General features: G+C 72.6%; 18 protein-coding genes. 9 read left to right on the forward strand and 9 right to left on the reverse strand.

Annotated elements, in window-relative coordinates; translation table 11 throughout:
• The first annotated feature begins 542 nt into the window (after positions 1-542).
• From kdpF to OG937_41615, 6 genes are all read left to right on the forward strand, one after another.
• Positions 543-632, forward strand: coding sequence for a K(+)-transporting ATPase subunit F (gene kdpF / locus OG937_41590; protein WUD77746.1), 90 nt, complete (start codon positions 543-545; stop codon positions 630-632).
• The gene (gene kdpA / locus OG937_41595; GenBank protein ID WUD77747.1) at positions 632-2,296 is read left to right on the forward strand and encodes a potassium-transporting ATPase subunit KdpA; all 1,665 of its coding nucleotides are present in this window, start codon (positions 632-634) and stop codon (positions 2,294-2,296) included. The genes kdpF and kdpA overlap by 1 nt, the downstream gene beginning before the upstream one ends.
• Positions 2,297-2,379: 83 nt before the next feature.
• Positions 2,380-4,413, forward strand: a complete 2,034-nt coding sequence (gene kdpB / locus OG937_41600; GenBank protein WUD79045.1) for a potassium-transporting ATPase subunit KdpB — start codon at positions 2,380-2,382, stop codon at positions 4,411-4,413.
• 19 nt (positions 4,414-4,432) lie between these two features.
• Positions 4,433-5,056, forward strand: coding sequence for a potassium-transporting ATPase subunit KdpC (gene kdpC / locus OG937_41605; protein WUD77748.1), 624 nt, complete (start codon positions 4,433-4,435; stop codon positions 5,054-5,056).
• A 100-nt stretch (positions 5,057-5,156) separates the two neighbouring features.
• On the forward strand, positions 5,157-7,721 hold the full coding sequence (locus OG937_41610) for a DUF4118 domain-containing protein (GenBank protein WUD77749.1): 2,565 nt from the start codon (positions 5,157-5,159) through the stop codon (positions 7,719-7,721).
• Positions 7,718-8,401 carry a response regulator transcription factor gene (locus tag OG937_41615; GenBank protein ID WUD77750.1) on the forward strand — a complete coding sequence of 228 codons (684 nt, stop codon included), beginning with the start codon at positions 7,718-7,720 and terminating at the stop codon, positions 8,399-8,401. Before OG937_41610 ends, OG937_41615 begins: the two co-directional genes overlap by 4 nt.
• A 99-nt stretch (positions 8,402-8,500) precedes the next feature.
• Here the strand turns inward: OG937_41615 and OG937_41620 are convergent, their stop codons facing one another.
• Positions 8,501-9,286: a GNAT family N-acetyltransferase gene (locus OG937_41620; GenBank protein WUD77751.1), complete on the reverse strand. Its 786-nt coding sequence runs from the start codon at positions 9,284-9,286 to the stop codon at positions 8,501-8,503.
• A gap of 192 nt (positions 9,287-9,478) precedes the next feature.
• A complete protein-coding gene (locus OG937_41625; protein ID WUD77752.1) occupies positions 9,479-10,297 on the reverse strand; it encodes an SDR family NAD(P)-dependent oxidoreductase in 819 nt (272 codons plus the stop codon).
• A 441-nt stretch (positions 10,298-10,738) separates the two neighbouring features.
• Between OG937_41625 and kdpB (OG937_41630) the strand changes: the two genes are divergently transcribed.
• Positions 10,739-12,883, forward strand: coding sequence for a potassium-transporting ATPase subunit KdpB (gene kdpB, locus OG937_41630; protein ID WUD77753.1), 2,145 nt, complete (start codon positions 10,739-10,741; stop codon positions 12,881-12,883).
• 8 nt (positions 12,884-12,891) lie between these two features.
• Here kdpB (OG937_41630) and OG937_41635 read toward each other — a convergent pair whose 3' ends face one another.
• The 4 genes from OG937_41635 to OG937_41650 all read right to left on the reverse strand — a co-directional run bounded on the left by OG937_41635 (position 12,892) and on the right by OG937_41650 (position 15,906).
• Entirely contained in the window at positions 12,892-13,902 is a 1,011-nt protein-coding gene (locus OG937_41635) for a cation diffusion facilitator family transporter (GenBank protein WUD77754.1), read from the reverse strand.
• A gap of 212 nt (positions 13,903-14,114) precedes the next feature.
• Positions 14,115-14,753, reverse strand: coding sequence for a DUF305 domain-containing protein (locus OG937_41640; GenBank protein ID WUD77755.1), 639 nt, complete (start codon positions 14,751-14,753; stop codon positions 14,115-14,117).
• Entirely contained in the window at positions 14,750-15,400 is a 651-nt protein-coding gene (locus tag OG937_41645; protein ID WUD77756.1) for a DUF3105 domain-containing protein, read from the reverse strand. Before OG937_41645 ends, OG937_41640 begins: the two co-directional genes overlap by 4 nt.
• Before the next feature lie 104 nt (positions 15,401-15,504).
• Entirely contained in the window at positions 15,505-15,906 is a 402-nt protein-coding gene (locus tag OG937_41650) for a hypothetical protein (protein WUD77757.1), read from the reverse strand.
• A 102-nt stretch (positions 15,907-16,008) separates the two neighbouring features.
• Here OG937_41650 and OG937_41655 point away from each other — a divergent pair, with 102 nt between their 5' ends.
• Complete coding sequence (locus OG937_41655) at positions 16,009-16,527, forward strand: GNAT family N-acetyltransferase (GenBank protein WUD77758.1); 519 nt, start codon at positions 16,009-16,011, stop codon at positions 16,525-16,527.
• On the opposite strand, the gene OG937_41660 is transcribed toward OG937_41655, so the two are convergent.
• Positions 16,524-17,456, reverse strand: coding sequence for an alpha/beta hydrolase (locus tag OG937_41660; protein WUD77759.1), 933 nt, complete (start codon positions 17,454-17,456; stop codon positions 16,524-16,526). The two genes, OG937_41655 and OG937_41660, sit on opposite strands and share 4 nt — an antisense overlap.
• 68 nt (positions 17,457-17,524) lie before the next feature.
• Here OG937_41660 and OG937_41665 point away from each other — a divergent pair, with 68 nt between their 5' ends.
• Positions 17,525-18,076 carry a helix-turn-helix domain-containing protein gene (locus OG937_41665; GenBank protein ID WUD77760.1) on the forward strand — a complete coding sequence of 184 codons (552 nt, stop codon included), beginning with the start codon at positions 17,525-17,527 and terminating at the stop codon, positions 18,074-18,076.
• A gap of 9 nt (positions 18,077-18,085) precedes the next feature.
• On the opposite strand, the gene OG937_41670 is transcribed toward OG937_41665, so the two are convergent.
• Positions 18,086-18,313, reverse strand: a complete 228-nt coding sequence (locus OG937_41670; protein ID WUD77761.1) for a hypothetical protein — start codon at positions 18,311-18,313, stop codon at positions 18,086-18,088.
• Positions 18,314-18,397: 84 nt separating this feature from the next.
• The gene (locus tag OG937_41675) at positions 18,398-19,063 is read right to left on the reverse strand and encodes a DUF1707 domain-containing protein (protein ID WUD77762.1); all 666 of its coding nucleotides are present in this window, start codon (positions 19,061-19,063) and stop codon (positions 18,398-18,400) included.
• Positions 19,064-19,203 lie beyond the last annotated feature (140 nt).

Raw genomic sequence — 19,203 nt, forward strand, 5'->3', positions numbered from 1 at the left:
CGGGGTCGAGCTGTGGCTCCTCCCCACCCGGTGGGATCCCGGCTACGGCCGGTTCCACGCGGTCGGGTACCACCGCGGCAACACGCGCCGCCATGTGCGCACGGTCGTCCGGTCCGAGGACCTGGAGAACTTCCGGGTGAAGGGCGTCTACAGCGACGCCCGGGCCGTCACCTGGGCGCCCGCTACAGCCCGCCGCCGCCCGAGGAGTGGGTACCGGGGCTCTGAGCCCCGCCCGACCGCACCGCTCGATCGCGCCGACGCGCCACGTCACCCCCGTCACCCGTTCGGCCGGGCGGCGTCAAAGTGCCGTCAAGCCGCTCCGGGGCCGCGTCAGGAACCCGCTAACGAAGCTCGTCGGGGGCACTGCGGGGCGCTTCGCTACGTACACCGGTTTTTCACCGGCGCCGCGGTCCCGACCGGGTACGCGGCATCGTCCCCACACGACTTCCGGGGTGTCTCCGCATGCCAGATGTGGCCTTCATCGTCCTCACCGTCGCTGTCTTCGCCGTGCTCGGCCTCGTGGCCAAGGGGGCGGAGCGGCTGTGAGCATCGAAAACGTCGTCGGACTCGTCGTCGCCGTGGCCCTGGTCGGTTACCTGGTGCTGGCACTGATCTACCCGGAGAAGTTCTAGTGAACGACACCCTCGCGGGCTGGCTCCAGATCCTCGCGCTGGTCGGCGCGCTGGCCCTGACCTACCGGCCGCTGGGCGACTACATGGCCCACACCCTCACCTCCGCCAAGCACCTTCGCGTCGAGCGCTTCGCGTACCGCCTCGGCGGGGTCGACGGCGACGCGGACCAGAAGTGGTCCGTCTACCTGCGGAGCGTGCTGGCCTTCTCGGCCGTCTCCGTCCTCTTCCTCTACGGCTTCATGCGGCTGCAGAACCACCTGCTGCTGTCCATAGGCATGCCCGCGGTGACGCCCGGCGTGTCCTTCAACACGGCCGCCTCCTTCGTCACCAACACCAACTGGCAGTCCTACTCCGGTGAGTCCACGATGGGCCACCTGGTGCAGATGTCCGGTCTCGCGGTGCAGAACTTCGTGTCGGCCGCCGTCGGCATCGCCGTCGTCGCCGCCCTGATCCGGGGCTTCACCCGCAAGAAGACCGACCGCATCGGCAACTTCTGGGTGGACCTCACCCGGATCGTCGTGCGCGTGCTGCTCCCGCTCGCCTTCGTCTTCGCGATCGTGCTGGTCGCCGGCGGCGTGGTGCAGAACTTCCACGGCGTCGAGTCGATCTCGACCCTGGTCGGCGACCACCAGAGCATGACCGGTGGCCCGGTGGCCTCCCAGGAGGTCATCAAGGAGCTGGGCACCAACGGCGGCGGCTTCTACAACGCCAACTCCGCCCACCCCTTCGAGAGCCCCAACCCCTTCACCAACTGGCTGGAGATCTACCTCCTGCTGGTGATCGCCACCTCCCTGCCGCGCACCTTCGGCCGCATGGTCGGCGACAACCGCCAGGGCTACGCGATCATCGCCGTGATGGGCGTGATCTGGGCCGCATCGGTCGCCATCATCACGGTGAACGAGCTGCACAGCGTGAGCAGCCAGGCCGGCCACTTGGCGGGCGGCATGATGGAGGGCAAGGAGCAGCGGTTCGGTGTGTGGGGGTCGGCGCTGTTCGCGGCGTCGACAACGCTCACCTCCACGGGCGCGGTCAACTCCTTCCACGATTCGTACTCGCCGATCGGCGGCGGGATGACGATCTTCAACATGATGCTCGGTGAGATCGCCCCCGGTGGTACCGGCTCCGGTCTCTACGGCATCCTCATCCTGGCGATCATCGCGGTCTTCGTGGCCGGTCTGATGGTCGGCCGCACCCCGGAGTACCTGGGCAAGAAGCTCGGCGGCCGGGAGATGAAGTTCGCCTCCCTGTACATCCTCACCACCCCGGCGATCGTCCTGATCGGTGCCGGCCTCGCCATGGCGATGCCGGGTCAGCGTGCGGGCATGCTCAACTCCGGTGCGCACGGCTTCTCCGAGGTGCTGTACGCCTTCACCTCGGCCGCCAACAACAACGGCTCGGCCTTCGCGGGCCTGACCGTCAACACCGACTGGTACAACACCGCGCTCGGCCTGGCCATGCTGTTCGGCCGCTTCCTGCCGATCGTGTTCGTCCTGGCGCTGGCCGGCTCCCTGGCCCGGCAGCAGCCGGTGCCGGCCACGGCGGGCACGCTGCCCACCCACCGGCCGCAGTTCGTCGGCCTGCTGACGGCCGTGATCCTGATCGTCGTCGGCCTCACCTACTTCCCGGCCCTGGCGCTGGGTCCGCTCGCGGAAGGTCTGTCCTGATGTCCCTGACCACCCTCGAACCCCCCGCGTCGCCGGGGGGCGCCCCGACCGAGCCGCAGCAGCCGCACCGGGTCTCCGGCGGCATGATGGACCCGAAGCAGCTCCTCACCTCGCTGCCGGACGCGGTCAAGAAGCTCGACCCCCGGGTCATGATCAAGAACCCGGTCATGTTCGTGGTCGAGGTCGGCGCGGTCCTGACCACCCTCTCGGCGATCAAGGACCCGAGCGTCTTCGCCTGGGTCATCACCGTGTGGCTCTGGCTGACCGTGATCTTCGCCAACCTCTCCGAGGCCGTCGCGGAGGGCCGCGGCAAAGCGCAGGCCGAGACCCTGCGGCGGACGAAGACCCACACCGTCGCCCGCCGGCTGATCGACTGGCGGCCGGGGGCCACCTCGCTCCGTGAGGAGGAGGCCCCGGCCTCCGGCCTGAAGCTGGGCGACCACGTGGTCGTCGAGGCCGGGCAGATCATCCCCGGTGACGGCGATGTCGTCGAAGGCGTCGCGTCGGTGGACGAGTCGGCGATCACCGGTGAGTCGGCCCCGGTCATCCGGGAGTCCGGTGGTGACCGCAGCGCGGTCACGGGCGGCACGAAGGTGCTGTCGGACCGGATCGTCGTGCGCATCACCTCCAAGCCCGGTGAGACCTTCATCGACCGGATGATCGCCCTGGTGGAGGGTGCGGCCCGGCAGAAGACGCCCAACGAGATCGCGCTGAACATTCTGCTGGCCTCGCTGACCATCGTCTTCCTGCTCGCGGTCGTCACCCTGCAGCCGTTCGCGATCTACGCGGGCGCCGAGCAGAGCATCGTCATCCTCGCCGCGCTCGTCGTCGCGCTCATCCCGACGACGATCGGCGGTCTTCTGTCGGCGATCGGCATCGCCGGCATGGACCGCCTGGTGCAGCGCAACGTGCTCGCCATGTCCGGCCGCGCCGTCGAGGCCGCCGGCGACGTGAACACCCTGCTGCTCGACAAGACCGGCACCATCACGCTCGGCAACCGCCAGGCCGCGGAGTTCCTCCCGGTCGGCGGTGTCGGGGACGCGGAGCTCGCCGACGCGGCGCAGCTGTCCTCACTGGCCGACGAGACGCCCGAGGGCCGTTCCGTCGTCGTCCTGGCGAAGGAGAAGTACGGTCTGCGGGCCCGCCACGAGGGCGAGCTCGGCCACGCCGAGTTCGTGCCCTTCACCGCGCAGACCCGCATGTCCGGCGTCGACATCGACGGCCGCCAGGTCCGCAAGGGAGCCGCGTCCGCGGTGACCGCGTGGGTCGCCGAGAACGGCGGCCGGGCCGGCGAGGAGGTGCAGTCCATGGTCGACCGCATCTCGCAGTCGGGCGGTACGCCGCTCGTCGTGGCGGTCAAGGAGGACGGCGCGGCCCGCGTGCTGGGTGTCATCCACCTGAAGGACGTGGTCAAGGAGGGCATGCGGGAGCGGTTCGACGAGCTGCGGCGGATGGGCATCCGCACGGTGATGATCACCGGTGACAACCCGCTGACGGCCAAGGCGATCGCGGACGAGGCGGGGGTCGACGACTTCCTGGCGGAGGCGACGCCCGAGGACAAGATGGCGCTGATCAAGCGGGAGCAGGCGGGAGGCAAGCTCGTCGCGATGACCGGTGACGGCACCAACGACGCCCCGGCGCTGGCCCAGGCCGACGTGGGCGTGGCCATGAACACCGGCACCTCGGCCGCCAAGGAGGCCGGGAACATGGTGGACCTGGACTCCAACCCCACCAAGCTGATCGAGATCGTGGAGATCGGCAAGCAGCTGCTCATCACCCGCGGCGCGCTGACCACCTTCTCCATCGCCAACGACGTGGCGAAGTACTTCGCGATCATCCCCGCGATGTTCGCGATCGCCTACCCGGGTCTGGACAAGCTCAACATCATGCAGCTGCACAGCCCGACGTCGGCGATCTCCTCGGCGATCATCTTCAACGCCCTGATCATCGTCGTGCTGATCCCGCTCGCCCTGCGCGGCGTGCGCTACCGGCCGTCGTCGGCCTCCGCGCTGCTGACCCGCAACATCTGGGTCTACGGCCTGGGCGGTCTCGTGCTGCCGTTCGTCGGCATCAAGGCGATCGACCTGATCATCCAGTTCATCCCCGGCCTCAGCTGACAGAAGAAGGCAACCCATCATGTTCGGCTCCCTGCCCACCGTGGTCCGCAACCACGTGGCCGCCCTGCGGATGCTGCTGGTGTTCACGGTGCTCCTGGGCATCGCATACCCGCTGGCCGTCACCGGCGTCGCCCAGGCGGCGTTCTCCGACCAGGCCAACGGCTCCAGGATCACCCAGGACGGCAAGACCGTCGGTTCCAGCCTCATCGGCCAGAACTTCACCCTCCCCAAGAAGGACCCGGACGACGCCGAAGAGGTCGCCCAGCCGGACCCGAAGTGGTTCCAGCCGCGACCCGGCGGCTACGACCCGCTGGTCACCGGCGCCTCCAACCTCGGCCCGAACGACGAGGATCTGGTGAAGACCATCAAGGAACGCCGGGCCGCGGTCGCCGAGTTCGACGGCGTCGCCCCCGAGGACGTGCCGGTCGACGCCGTCACGGCCTCCGGCTCCGGCCTCGACCCCCACATCTCGCCCGAGTACGCCCGCGAGCAGGTCGAGCGGGTCGCCCAGGCCCGCGGCCTGGACGCCGCCACCGTGCGCAAGCTGGTGGAGGACCACGTCCAGGGCCGGACCCTCGGCTTCCTCGGCGCGGAGCGCGTCAACGTGGTGGAACTCAACCAGGCGCTCACCGAGCTGAAGTGACGTCCCGTCACCACCGAACCGCCCGTACCACGCCGCCCGGCGGCGCAGGGACCACCTGCGCCGCCGGGCGGCGTGACACCCGTACAAGGAAGGACTCCCGGTGACGCAGCCAGTCGTCCCGGCCCCGGCCGGCACTCCCCACGGACGGCCCGGCAGACTCAAGGTCTTCCTCGGGGCGGCCCCCGGAGTCGGGAAGACCTACCGCATGCTCGACGAGGCACGCCGCCGGGGCGCCCGAGGCACCGACGTCGTCGTGGGGTACGTCGAGTGCCACAAGCGGCCGCTCACGGAGGAGATGCTCGACGGTCTGGAGGTCGTGCCCCGCGCGGAACGCGATTACCGGGGCACCGTCTTCACCGAGATGGACCTCGACGCCGTCCTCGCCCGCGCACCGCAGGTGGCACTCGTCGACGAGATGGCCCACACCAACATCCCCGGCGGCCGCCACGCCAAGCGCTGGCAGGACATCGAGGTGCTCCTCAGGGCGGGGATCGACGTGATCACCGCCGTCAACATCCAGCACCTGGAGTCGCTCAACGACGTCGTCGAGAAGATCACCGGCGTGCCCCAGCGGGAGACCGTCCCGGACGAGGTCGTCCGCCGCGCCGACCAGATCGAGCTCGTCGACATGCCCGCCGAGGCCCTGCGCCGCCGGATGGCCCACGGCAACGTCTACGCACCGGAGAAGGTCGACGCGGCCCTGTCGAACTACTTCCGCGTCGGCAACCTCACCGCGCTGCGCGAACTCGCCCTGCTCTGGGTCGCCGGACGCGTGGACGAGGCGCTGCAGAAGTACCGCTCCGAGCACGGCATCGGACGCGTCTGGGAGACCCGGGAGCGCGTGGTGGTCGCCGTGACCGGCGGCCCGGAGGGCGCGACCCTCATCCGCCGCGCCGCCCGGATCGCCGCTCGGTCCGCCGGTGGCGACCTGCTCGCCGTCCACATCGTGCGCAGCGACGGACTGGCCGACGCCTCGCCCGCCGCGCTGGCCAAACAGCGGGCCCTGGTGGAGAGCCTCGGCGGCACCTTCCATTCCGTCGTCGGCGACCACGTCCCCGATGCCCTGCTGGACTTCGCGCGGGCCGAGAGCGCCACCCAGCTGGTGATGGGTACCAGCCGGCGCGGGAGGCTGTCCCAGTTCCTCACCGGGCGCGGGGTCGGCGAGACCATCGTGGAACGCTCCGGCGACATCGACGTCCACATGGTCACCCACGAGCGCGCGGGACGCGGCCGCCTCCTGCCCGCCACCGGCAGCTCGCTGCCCACGGCGCGGAAGGTGGCGGGCCCCGTCGCGGGATTCGTCCTGCCCGCCCTGCTCACCGCGGTGCTCGCCAACAGCCGGGGCCACCTGAACCTCACCAGCGAGGCGCTGCTCTTCCTGCTGACCGTGGTCGGCGTCGCCTGCATCGGCGGCGTCGTCTCCGCGCTGCTCGCGTCCCTGACCGCGTCCCTGCTGCTGAACTACTACTTCATACCGCCCATCGGCCGGTTCACCATCGGCGAGACCAACAACATGCTGGCGCTGGCCGTCTTCGCGCTCGTCGCCGTGACCGTCGCGACGATCGTGGACCGCTCGCTGCGGCTGTCCAGACGCGCGGCCAACGCCACCGCCGAGGCCGAGACGCTGTCCTCCCTCGCCGGGAGCATCCTGCGCGGCGACCAGGCCGTCGAGGCCCTGCTGCACCGTACGCGGGAGGCCTTCGGCATGGAGTCGGCCGAGCTCGTGCACGGCTCCGACGGCGGGGCGGCGCCGGTGGACGACCCCGCGGACGGCGTGGTGGCCGTGCCCGTCGGACCGGACGACGTCCTCGTCCTGCGCGGCCGCCGCCTGGCGGCCTCGGAGCGGCGTGTGCTCATCGCCTTCGCCGGGCACGTGGCCTCCGCGCTGGAACGGGCCCGGCTGGCCGAGGCCGCCGCCGAGGTGGAGCCCGTCAGGGCGGCCGACCGCATGCGGACGGCGCTGCTCGCGGCGGTCAGCCACGACCTGCGCACCCCGCTGGCCGGCGCCTGGGCGGCCGTCAGCTCGCTGCGCAGCCGGGAGGTCGAGTTCTCCGCCGAGGACCAGGAGGAACTGCTGGTCACCGCGGAGGTGTCCCTGGACCGGCTCAACCGGCTGGTGGACAACCTCCTCGACATGAGCCGGCTGCAGGCCGGCGCGCTCAGCCTGGCCCTCGAGCCGGCCTCCGTGGCCGAAGCGGCCTCGCTCGCCCTCGACAGCCTGGCCGAGAGCACGGTCCCCGTCACCACCCGGGGCCTGGCGGACGTACCATTCGCGCTGGCCGACCCGCCGCTCCTGGAACGCGTCATCGCCAACCTGGTGACCAACGCCCAGCGGTACGCCCCGGAAGGCACCGCTGTCCTGGTCAGCGCCAGTGCCCTCGGCCCGCGCATCGAGCTGCGTGTCGCGGACCGCGGCCCCGGCCTCCGACCCGCCGACCGGGAAAGGGTCTTCGAACCCTTCCAGCGGCTCGGCGACACCGACAACACCACCGGCCTCGGCCTCGGGCTCGCCCTCTCGCGCGGCCTGACCGAGGCCATGGGCGGCACCCTCACCCCCGAGGACACCCCTGGCGGAGGTCTCACCATGGTCCTGTCCCTGCCCACCGCCGGCGGTCCGGCCGACGTACCCGCCGCCCCCGTCGGCGGGGAGGAGGCGCTGACATGAGGCGCGTCCTGATCGTCGACGACGAACCGCAGATCCTGAAGGCGCTGGACATCAACCTGACGGCACGTCACTATGCCGTCGCCACCGCCCCCGACGGCACCACGGCACTGCTGCTGGTGTCCCGGCAGCCGCCCGACGCCCTCATCCTCGACCTCGGCCTGCCCGACATGTCCGGCACCGACATCATCCACGGCGTGCGCGCCTGGAGCCCGCTGCCCATCATCGTGCTGTCCGGGCGGACCGGGCCGGCCGACAAGGTCGAGGCGCTGGACGCGGGGGCCGACGACTTCGTCACCAAGCCGTTCTCCATGGACGAGCTGGCGGCCCGGCTGCGCGCCGTGCTGCGCCGCCCGCCCGTCCTGGAGGAGCCGGAGACGGTCACGATCGCGGACTACCGGGTCGACCTGGGCGCGTTCACCGTCGAACGCCGCTCCGGCAAGGGCGCGGCCCCGCGGCTCACGCCCACCGAGTGGCGGCTGCTCGCCCCGCTGCTGCGCAACCCCGGGCGCCTGATTACCGGGCGCCAGCTGCTGCGCGACGTATGGGGCCCGGGCAACGAGAAACGCACCAACTACCTGCGGGTCTACCTCGCCACCCTCCGGCACAAGCTGGAGCCGGACCCCGCCCACCCGCGCCACCTGATCACCGTGCCGGGCATGGGCTACCGCTTCGAGCCCTGAGCCGACGCACCGCACCCCGCCCGGTGGCGTCCACCAGGCGGGGTGCGCTCGTTCGTCGTCATCCCGCGACGCCCGCGTCGGAGCGGGCCGGGCCGGCGGTCAACGTGCCTTGACGGCGCGCGTGATCCCACCCGGGCGGCCCGCTCCCGCGGGCCGCCCGACGCCATAGTGGACGTACTCGCCGAACAGCCGGAAACCCGCCGTCCAGGCCAGCCGCCGGCTGGGCCGGTTCCCGCGCGAGCACGTCCAGCTGGCTGTGCGACCGCGGGCCGCGACGTCGCCGCACAGGCCCGACAGGCAGGCGAGCGCCAGGCCCTCGCGGCGGTGTCCCCGCAGCGTGACGACCGCGAGGTCCTCGTACACGCCGCCGAGGAAGTACGTGCACGCCAGCGAGACCAGGCGTCCCGAGCGGAACGCCCCCCACGCGTGGCCCGACGCGGCGAGCCCGTGCGCACCGCCCCAACTGCGGGTGATCCAGGCGGCGTCGTCGCCCGCGCCGACCACGGCCGCTCCGTCACCCGGCGCCAGCCTGCGCACCACCACGTCCCGCGGCGGCAGCCTCCGCGGCACCGGCCGCGACTGCACCCAGATCATCCGCTCCCAGGGCACGATCCGGTCGAACGCCGCCCCCAGGACCGGCAGGAAACGCGGGCGCGCCAGGACGTAGCCGTCGTGCCCCAGGGCAGCGAGCGCGTCCGGGTCGACGTACCGGGGATCGCCCTCCAGCAGCACGTGGTCCGCGCACGCCACCGCGACCGCGCGGGGCCCGACCGCCCGGTCGGCCCACCACTGCCCGTTGCCGGTCGCCTTCACGTGCTCCGCGAGGGCCACGGGCCCGGGCACCCCGGAGGGGAACCAGCCGTCCAGGGAGGGGACTTCGATCACCGGTGACCACACCTTCCGCGTACGCCGTGGTACGTGCTGCGAAACGGACGGCGGTGCGGACCGGGGTCGTCGACCCTGCGGTCCGCACCGCCGTGAGGACATCAGCCCTGGCCGGGCTTGTTGCCGTGGCCGGCGCCCTTCTTGCGCCTGGCCCTCTTCTTGCGGGCACGCTTCGACACGGTGGTCCTCCCTTCAGGCGGTGACGAGCAGGTCGGCGACCTTGCACAGACGGCGCACCGTGCGGTCCTCGACCGCGGTCCGGGCGGCCGGGGCGAGCGCGGCCCGGTCGTAGTAGGCGCCCGGGACGAGTTCGGTCTCCGGGTCGCACAGCCGGGCCACCCGCGCGGCGCCCTCTGCGGCGGGCTCGCCCTCGTGCGCGTACAGCGGCAGCAGACGCGTCTCGCACACCCCCGGGTGCACGCTGACGGCCGTGACGCCGGCGGGCGCGGCCGCCCGGGCGAAGACGGTGAGGGCCAGTTGCGACTGGGCGTACGCGGCGTGCCGCGAGTAGCGGCGGGAACGGTTCAGGTCGCTCCACGCCAGGGAGGCCGACCGGTGCGTCGCGGACGACACGTTGACCACCCGGGCGCCGGGGCGCGCCGTCAGCGGGCCCGCCAGCTCACGGGTGAGCAGGTAGGCCGCAAGGAAGTTCACCTGGAAGGAGATCTCATGGCCGTCGGCCGTGAGGGTGTGGCGCTCCGGCGCGACGACCGCGGCGTTGTTGACGAGGACGTCCAGCGCGGGATGCAGGCCCCGCACGGTGGCCGCCAGGTGGCGGACCTCGGAGAGCCGGGTGAAGTCGGCGACCGCCAGGCGCAGCCGGACGCGTTCGGTGCCGGCCGCCACCAGCCGCTCCACCGCATGGTGCGCCGACTCCGTGTCGCGACCGTGGACGATGACCGTGCAGCCCCGCTCGGCGAGCAGCCGGGCGGTCTCCCACCCGATGCCGGACGTCGCCCCGGTGACCAGGGCGGTGCGCGGGGGGACGACGGGGACGAAGGACGCAGACATGGACCACTCCGTGGATCGGTACGCCACATCGCGCCGGACACACGGGTGACGGCGCTCGCGTACGGGGAACAGGGGTGGCCGCCAGGGGCGGCCACGGGACACCGGCGCCCTCAGGACCCCGGCGGGAGGACAGCGCGCGGTACCGGCGGCACCCGATGGGGTGGCCGGTCGTCATGGCGCGGACCGCTGTTCACACACCTCATCCAATGCCGCGGCGGATCCGCGGACAAGGACCGGCGGCGATTCCTGACGACGCCCTGACGCGCGCCCCGCCCGCTCGCCGTGGCGGCGTCACCGGCGCGCGTACGGGCACGTCAACGCCGCGTCAGAATCGCCCTCCCGTACCGCAAAGGACCTGTCAGGAGCGTGCCGCGGTCCTCCCGGCGACGGTGTGCTGGTGACCGTCCACCGGTGAACAGACCAGCAGAAGGCACCCCGAGCATGCAGCCCCTGGCTCCCTCGACCGACCGCACCCCGGCCCCGCCCACGCAGCCGCCCGTACGCCCCGGCGGCAGGCGCAAGGTGTCCGCCGGCCTGCTGGATCCCCGCCTGCTCCTGGAGGCCTTGCCCGAGGCGCTGCGCAAGCTCGACCCCCGCCGCATGGTGCGCAACCCCGTCCTGTTCGTCGTCGAGACCGGCGCCGCGCTGACCACCGCCTCGGCGGTTGTGCACCCGAGCGTCTTCGCCTGGGTGATCAGCGCCTGGCTCTGGCTCACCGTCGTCTTCGCCAACCTGGCGGAGGCCGTGGCCGAGGGCCGCGGCAAGGCCCAGGCCGAGTCGCTGCGCCGCACCAGGACCGACACCGTCGCCCGGCGGCTGACCGGCTGGCGCCCCTACGGCCGTGACCACACCGAGCGGACGATCCCCGCCGCCGAGCTGAAGCCGTTCGACGTCGTCCTCGTCGAGGCCGGGGAGACCGTGCCGGGCGACGGCGAGGTCGTCGACGGGATCGCCGCCGTCGACGAGTCGGCCATCACGGGCGAGTCCGCCCCGGTGATCCGGGAGGCGGGCGGCGACCGTTCGGGGGTCACCGGCGGCACGAAGGTGCTCTCCGACCGCATCGTCGTGCGCGTCACCTCCCGCCCGGGCCGGACCTTCCTCGACCGCATGATCGCCCTGGTCGAGGGCGCCACCCGGCAGAAGACGCCCAACGAGATCGCCCTCAACATCCTGCTGGCCTCGCTCACGATCGTCTTCATCCTGGTCGTCGTCACCCTCCAGCCGATGGCCGCCTACGCGGACGCGGCGCAGAGCACCGTCGTCCTCGTGGCCCTGCTGGTCACCCTGATCCCGACGACGATCGGCGCGCTGCTGTCGGCGATCGGCATCGCCGGCATGGACCGCCTCGTGCAGCGCAACGTCCTGGCGATGTCCGGGCGCGCCGTCGAGGCCGCCGGCGACGTCTCCACCCTGCTGCTGGACAAGACCGGCACCATCACGTTCGGCAACCGCCGGGCCGCCGCGTTCATCCCGCTCACCGGCGTCGACGCCATGCAGCTCGCGCAGGCCGCGCAGGTCTCCAGCCTCGCCGACGAGACCCCCGAAGGCCGCTCCATCGTCATCCTGGCCAAGGAACGGTACGGGCTGCGCGCCCCGTCGGAAGGCGAGCTCGGACAGACCCGCTTCGTGCCCTTCACCGCCCGCACCCGCATGAGCGGGGTCGACCTGCGCTGGGAGGATGGCGCGGGCGCCTCCGTGCGCAAGGGCGCGGCCGGCACGGTGGCCGGCTGGGTCACCGGTCGCGGCGGCCACGTCCCCGAGGAGGCCGGCCACCTGGTGGACGCCATCGGCGCCTCGGGCGGCACCCCCCTGCTGGTGGCCCTCGACGACTGGAACGGCGCGCGGGTCCTCGGTGTCGTCCACCTCAAGGACGTCGTCAAGGACGGCATCCGCGAACGCTTCGCGGAACTGCGGCGGATGGGCATCCGCACGGTGATGGTCACCGGGGACAACCCGCTCACCGCGCGCGCCATCGCCGACGAGGCCGGCGTCGACGACGTCCTCGCCGAGGCGACCCCGGAGGACAAGCTGGCCCTCATCAAGCGGGAGCAGGCCGGCGGCAACCTGGTCGCGATGACCGGTGACGGCACCAACGACGCCCCGGCGCTGGCCCAGGCCGACGTGGGCGTGGCCATGAACACCGGCACCTCGGCCGCCAAGGAGGCCGGGAACATGGTGGACCTGGACTCCGACCCCACCAAGCTGATCGAGATCGTCGAGGTCGGCAAGCAGCTGCTCATCACCCGGGGTGCCCTGACGACCTTCTCCATCGTCAACGACGTGGCGAAGTACTTCGCGATCATCCCCGCGATGTTCGCGGCGACCTATCCCGGGCTGTCCGCCCTCAACATCATGCGGCTGCACAGCCCGGCGTCCGCGATCACCTCGGCGATCATCTTCAACGCCCTCATCATCGTGGCGCTGATCCCGCTGGCGCTGCGCGGCGTCCGCTACACGCCGTCCTCGGCGGGCGACCTGCTGCGGCGCAACCTGCTGGTGTACGGACTCGGCGGGCTGGCCCTGCCGTTCCTGGGCATCAAGCTCATCGACATGGCCGTGGTGCAGTTCGTGCCGGGCCTCGGCTGAGCGGTGGGTCAGTGCCCGTGCGGCGCGGCGCGGTGCACCGGCCCGTGCGCCTCGCCGCAGTGGCCGTCCGCCCTACCGGCCGCGGCGTCCGGGGCACCGCCCACGGTGAGGAGTTCGGCGGGCGCGTGGTCGACCTGCAGGGTGGTGTGGGTGAGCCCGTAGTCCGAGCCGAGCAGGTGCTCCAGGTCGCGCCGGACGGCATGGCAGTCACCGCCCGGCTCGACCAGGACGTGCGCCGACAGGGCGGGCTGGCCGGAGGTGATGGTCCAGATGTGCAGGTCGTGGACCTCGGTGACGGCGTCGTGGGCGGCGAGCCGGTCGCCCACCTCGTCCGGGTCCAGCCCTGCCGGGGCCGCCTCCAGGAAGATCCGCCCGGAGTCGCGCACCAGCCCGCACCCCGCCTTGAGCATCAGGCCGACCACCACGAGCGTCGCGATGGCGTCGGCGCGGACGAATCCGGTCAGCAGGACGACCAGGCCCGCCACGGCGGTGCCGATGAAGGCGTACAGGTCGTTCAGCACGTGCTGGAACGCGCCCTCGACGTTGAGGGACGTGCGGTTGGCCCGCGACAGGCACCATGCCGCGCCGACGTTGACGACCACTCCGGCCAGCGCGGTGACCAGCACCGGGCCGCCCGCCACGTCGGGCGGCGAGACAAGCCGCCGCACCGCCTCGTACGCCAGCCACGCGGCGAGCAGCAGCAGGGTGATGCCGTTCGCCTGCGCCGAGAGGATCTCGGCGCGCTTGAGCCCGTACGTGAAACCGCCCCGCGCCGGGCGCGCCGCCAGCCGCATCGCGACGAGCGCCAGCACGATCGATGCGGCGTCGGTGAGCATGTGCGCGGCGTCGGAGAGCAGCGCGAGGGACCCCACCAGCAGACCGACGACGACTTCGACGGCCATGAAGCCGGCGATCAGCCCCAGCGCGAGCCCCAGCCAGCGCCGGTCGGCGTTCTCGGCCACCCCGTGACCGTGTCCATGCCCATGCCCATGCCCATGCTCGTGATCGTGCGCGTTCATGGTGCGGCGACCTCCCCGTTCCAGGTACGACACCCGCAGGGAAACACATCGGCACGCCGATCGGCAAAGACTGCACCGGTGACCGTTGTCAACTTCGATAAGACGGCGGTGACCTGCACCGACGCCCGGCCGATCACGACGCGGCCGGCTCCGGACGCGGGACCGCCGGGGGCCCCGGAGGCGGGCGGCCTCCGGGAGCGCCCCCGGCGGGGTCAGGCGTTCGGGCTCGTGCCGCGGGCCGCGAGCATGTCGGCCATCAGGCGTATCTCCGCCTCCTGGCCCTGGACCATGCCCGCCGCCAAGCGCCGTACCTGGTCGGTCCGGGCGAGGTCGGCGGCCGCGGCGGCCATCTCCACGCCGCCCTTGTGGTGGGCGGTGAGCAGGTGGAGGTAGAGGACCGCGGCGGCCTTGCCCCGGGCCGCGTCGAGCCGTCGCAGTTCGGTGTCCGTGGCCATGCCCGGCATCAGCGACCCGTCGTGGGGCGCGTAGGCCATGTCGTGGCCCATCCACGTCATGGGCGGCTTCGACGACGACTTGGGCAGCCCCCAGACGTCCAGCCAGCCGAGCAGCATGCCGCGCTGGTTGGCCTGGGTGTTGATGACGTCGTAGGCGAGCCTGCGGACGTCCTCGTCGTCCGTGCGGTCGCGGACGATCAGGGACATCTCCACCGCCTGCTGGTGGTGGATCGCCATGTCGCGTGCGAAGCCGGCGTCGGGTGAGTCCGTGGCCGGGGTGCCCCCGCTGCTGGGCCGTGCCGTGAGCAGGGTGAAGGCCAGGGCCGCGACCACGACCAGCGCCATGGCGCCGGCGAGCGCGAGCAGCGGCCTGCCCGCGCCCCGGGCGGCGGTCACGAGGCCTTGCCCCCGGTGCAGGGTGCGCCGGGCTCGGGGGTCTGGTCGCCCTGCACATAGGTGTCGAAGAACGTCGCCACGCGCGGATCGTCGGCCTTGGTGACGCCCAACTGGTGGCCCCACGCGGTGAGGGTGATCGGTGAGGCCTGGTCCGCGTAGGGGCTCATGAGGGAATACGGGGTCTTCGAGACGCGGGCGCCGAGCGTCTTGACGTCGGCGTCCGACGCCTTGTCGGTGTACGTGACCCACACCGCGCCGTGCTCCAGGGCGTGCACGGCGTTCTCATTGGTGACGGGCTTGTCGTAGACGTCGCCGTTGCAGTTCTGCCAGACGGGGTTGTGGTCGCCGCCGGCGGGCGGGCTCATGGGGTAGTCGACGGTCTTGTTCACGTGGTTCTGCGTGAGCCCGGACCACGTCTTCTCCCCGCTGATGGAGCCGGCGGCCGCGGTCTTCCCGCTGTCCCCGCCGTCGTCGCCGGCGGAGTTGACCAGGTAGACGCCGCCACCGACCAGCCCGACGAGGATGGCCGTGCAGGCGGTGATGGTGATGATCCGGTTGCGGCGTTCGCGGGCCTGCTCCTGGCGGCGTATCTCCTCGACGCGCGCACGGCGGTCGGTGGCCCTGGCCTTGGAATGGGGGGAACCCATGGCATGTCCTGATTCCCCGCCGCGTCGGTGACACGGCGGTGCTGGTGAAGGGTCGGATGACGTACGGCGCGCACCGGCGGTCGCCGCCGGCGCGGTCGGCCCTTCTACGTCCGCTGGATCTGGAGCATGTGCAGGTCGAGGGAGCGCACGGTGCCGGGGGACGGCGCACGCAGTCCCGCGGCGGCGACCGCGGGCGGCCACACCGACGGCGGTTCCGCGCCGGCGAGGCCCGGCAGGGGCGCGGAGCCCAGGGTCACCGGAGTGTGCTCCGCTGGGGAACAGCCGTTGCCGCGCCTGCCGGGGTCATGGCCGTCCGTGCACACCTCGTCGGCGACGTACGCGACGTGCGAGGAGACGAGGGTCCGCGCGGGGCCGTACGCGTCGTCCGGCGCCCCGGAGTGGCCGCAGACCGTGAGGGCGGCGAACAGCCCGCACAGGACGAGGACAACACCGCTCAGGCGGGCGGGTATCGCACCGCCTCGGCCGGCTCCTCCGTCACTGCGCATCGCGGCAGATCGTACCTGCCGCCACGCGCCGTACCCGCGCCGGGTGCGCCCCCGGGGAAACCGAGGTGCAGGGCGCCACGGGGCCCTGACAGGCTGCTCCGCATGGACGTTCACCTGGAGCCCTGGTCGGAGGCGGCCCTTCCGCTCCTGCGGCGGATCAACACCCCGGAGATGCGGCGGCACGTCGGAGGCCCGGAGCCCGAGGAGCGGCTGCTCGCCCGGCACGAGCGCTACCTGGCCCTGCCGGAAGCCGGGCTGGGCCGCATGTACGCCGTGCTCCTCGGCGACGAGCCGGTGGGCAGCATCGCGTACCACCGCCGGGACTGGCAGGGCGAACCGGTCTACGAAACCGGGTGGAACGTCCTGCCGCCGTACCAGGGCAGGGGCATCGCCGCCGCGGCCGGTGCCGCGCTGATCGCCGTCGTGCGCGAGGCCGCCCGCACCCCGGGGGCTCCCCACGCGCTGCACGCCTTCCCGTCCGTGCGGAACGCTCCGTCGAACGCCCTGTGCCGCCGACTTGGGTTCACCCTGCGCGGCGCCTGCGACTTCGAGTACCCCAGGGGCAGCGGCACCTTGATGCGCAGCAACGACTGGCGCATGGAGTTCGGCGCCCCGCGTTAGGCCGCCCGCGCGGAGCGCAGGAGGTCCCGCAGTGCCTCCAGGACCGCGTCGGGTCGTTCTTCGTGGAGCCAGCCGTGCCCGGCGTCGCCGATGACGCGGTGCTCGCCGCGGGGGACGGAGGCGGCGAGGCGTGCGTGGAGGTCGAGTTTGGCGGCGTTCATCTCGCGCACGGTGTCCTCGGACCACAGGTGGGCCTGGGTGGGGTCGACGCCCATCGCGGACAGCACGATCAGCGGTACGTCGGGGAGGGCGGGGGCGTCGCGCAGTTCGCCGGCGACGACGTCGTGTACGTTCCTGTCCTCGTCCCAGCCGGTCCGCCACCGGGTGAGGTGGTATTCGGCGAGCGGTTCGCGGACGCCGTCCGGCCAGCGCGCGAAGTGCCGCGCGAGGGCGGCCCGTGACTGCTCGATCTGCTCCTGCGTCGCTTCGGGGAGTTCGGCGCTCCGCATCCGTTCCACCTTGTCGCGGATCTCCTGCGACGCCCGTGCGTACATGTCCTCGTGGAAGGGGTCCAGCAGGAGGAGCCCCGCCACCTCGCCGGGGTACCGCTGCGCGAAGCGGCGGGCGTAGGCGGCGCCCAGTGAGTGGCCGACCAAGAGGTACGGACCGGGGACTTCGGCCGTGTGGAGCAGGGCGTGCAGTTCACCGGTGACGTCGGCCGCCGTGCGGGGGAGCGGCACGGGGATGCTCCAGCCGGTGCCGCCGCGGTCGTAGAGGACGGACGTGGTGAGGGCGGCGACGCGGTCGTGGAGGTTCACGTAGTCCAGGCCGACCATGCCCGCGCCGGGCACGAGCACCACGGCGGGGCCGCCGGTGCCGGAGCGGTGCAGCAGCAACCGCCCGCCGTCGACGTCGTGAAGCCGTCCGAGCGGCGGCGCCCCGGGGACGGTGGTGCCGGGCCGGTCCTCGGTGTGCGGCTGGCGGGTCATCCGGTCTCCTCCCATACACTCTACGTTCTCAACTTTGAGAAAGGTATCCGACGTGAGATCGTACGTCCATGGACACGGTCGACCTGCTGCTGCACCCCGTGCGGCTGCGCATCGTGCACGCCATGTCGGGGAACCGGACGCTCACCACGTCGCAGTTGTGCGACCTGCTGCCGGACGTCTCCAAGGCCACCGTCTACCGCCACGTCGGTCTCCTCGCGGACGGGGGAGTGCTCGAGGTCGAGGACGAACAGCGGGTGCGCGGCGCCGTCGAGCGCCACTACCGGCTCCGCCGCGAACGGGCCGTGGTCGACGCGGAGACGGCGGCGTCGGTGTCACGGGAGGACCACCGCAGGGTCTTCGCGGTCGCCATGGCGGCGCTGATGGCCGAGTTCAACGCCTACCTCGACCGGGACGGCGCCGACCCGGCCGCCGACCTCGTGGGCTACCGGCAGCACGCGCTCTGGCTGAGCGACGAGGAACGCGCCGCACTCATCGCCGACCTGCGGCGGGTCCTGCTGCCCCGTCTGGCCAACGGTCCGGCGCCCGGGCGGACGCGACACCTCGTCAGCCCGATCCTGTTCCCCGCCGAGGAGTCCCGGGGCCCGGGCGCTCCGGCCTGACCGCCGGCGTCAACGGCGGTGGCGGGCCCGCCGCTTGGGGGACCGGCGGTCCGTCACCAGGAAGACGACCAACAGCGCGGCGACGACGCAGATCGCCACGGTCTCGGCCGCGAAGATCAGTTCGCTGAACCCGTCGTCCCCCGCCTCGACGGGAGGGACGTAGACCTCCCGTGACGGACCGGTGGAGGGCGCGCCGTAGGGCATGCCGAAGCGCAGGGGCACCATGCGGAGGCTCATCGTCGGTCAGTATCGCGGGCTCCGGTCCCGCCGCGGGACGAGACGGCCGGACCGGGGGCGCCCGCACCGTGGCCGCGCGCCGGATCAGCCGGTGAGCGCCGGGAGCGCGGCGGGACGGCGGAAGAGCCACCGCAGGAACGTCCGCCGCGGCGCACGCGCCCGCACCTGCCCGAACTCCAGCTCACCCACCAGCTCCACGCGCAGGGCCACGGGTGTCGCCGGGCCGGCCGCCGGCCGGATGTCCACCTTGCCGAAGCTGACGGTCAGCGCGTCGGCGTCCACCACGATCCCGGGCCGCGTCACCAGTACCAGGGAGCCGCCGCGGACGTCCACGTCGATGCGGAGGGTGTCCTGCGTGATCACGGCGCGGGTGAAGTCGAGCAGCACCTCGCCCCACTCGGACCGGACCTCCATGCGCCGTGGCACGACCCACCGGTCGACGCGGCGGAACGAACCCCCGCGGTGGTCGACCCGGACCACGTCCTTGACGTCCGCGGCCGCCACGCCCGGCACCCCCGCGGCCGCCGGAAGGTCGGCGGTGAGCGGTGCCAGTTCGTCGAGCGTACGGGCCGACAGGGCGGCCTCCAGGCGCTCGTCCAACTCGTCGGCGGACAGCCGTCCGTCGCCCGCGGCCACGGTCAGGACGTCCACCACCCGGTCCCGGTCCGCGTGCGAGGCCCGCAACGGGGGCGGCGCGAGCGGCGCGCCCGTAGCGGACGGCCCACCCGCGGGCGGGATCTCTTCCGGCATGTCCCCACCCCGTTCTGGTCGGCGGCTTCGGTGAGACGCGATACACAGGTCGCGAACTAACGCTATATCGCGTCCTGGTCGCGAGCCAAGCCCGTACCCGCGGACCGCCGTCCTCCTCCGCGTGGTGCCGGTCCCGGGCG

Origin of the sequence: Streptomyces sp. NBC_00510 (genome assembly GCA_036013505.1) — a bacterium.
GTDB lineage: Bacteria > Actinomycetota > Actinomycetes > Streptomycetales > Streptomycetaceae > Actinacidiphila.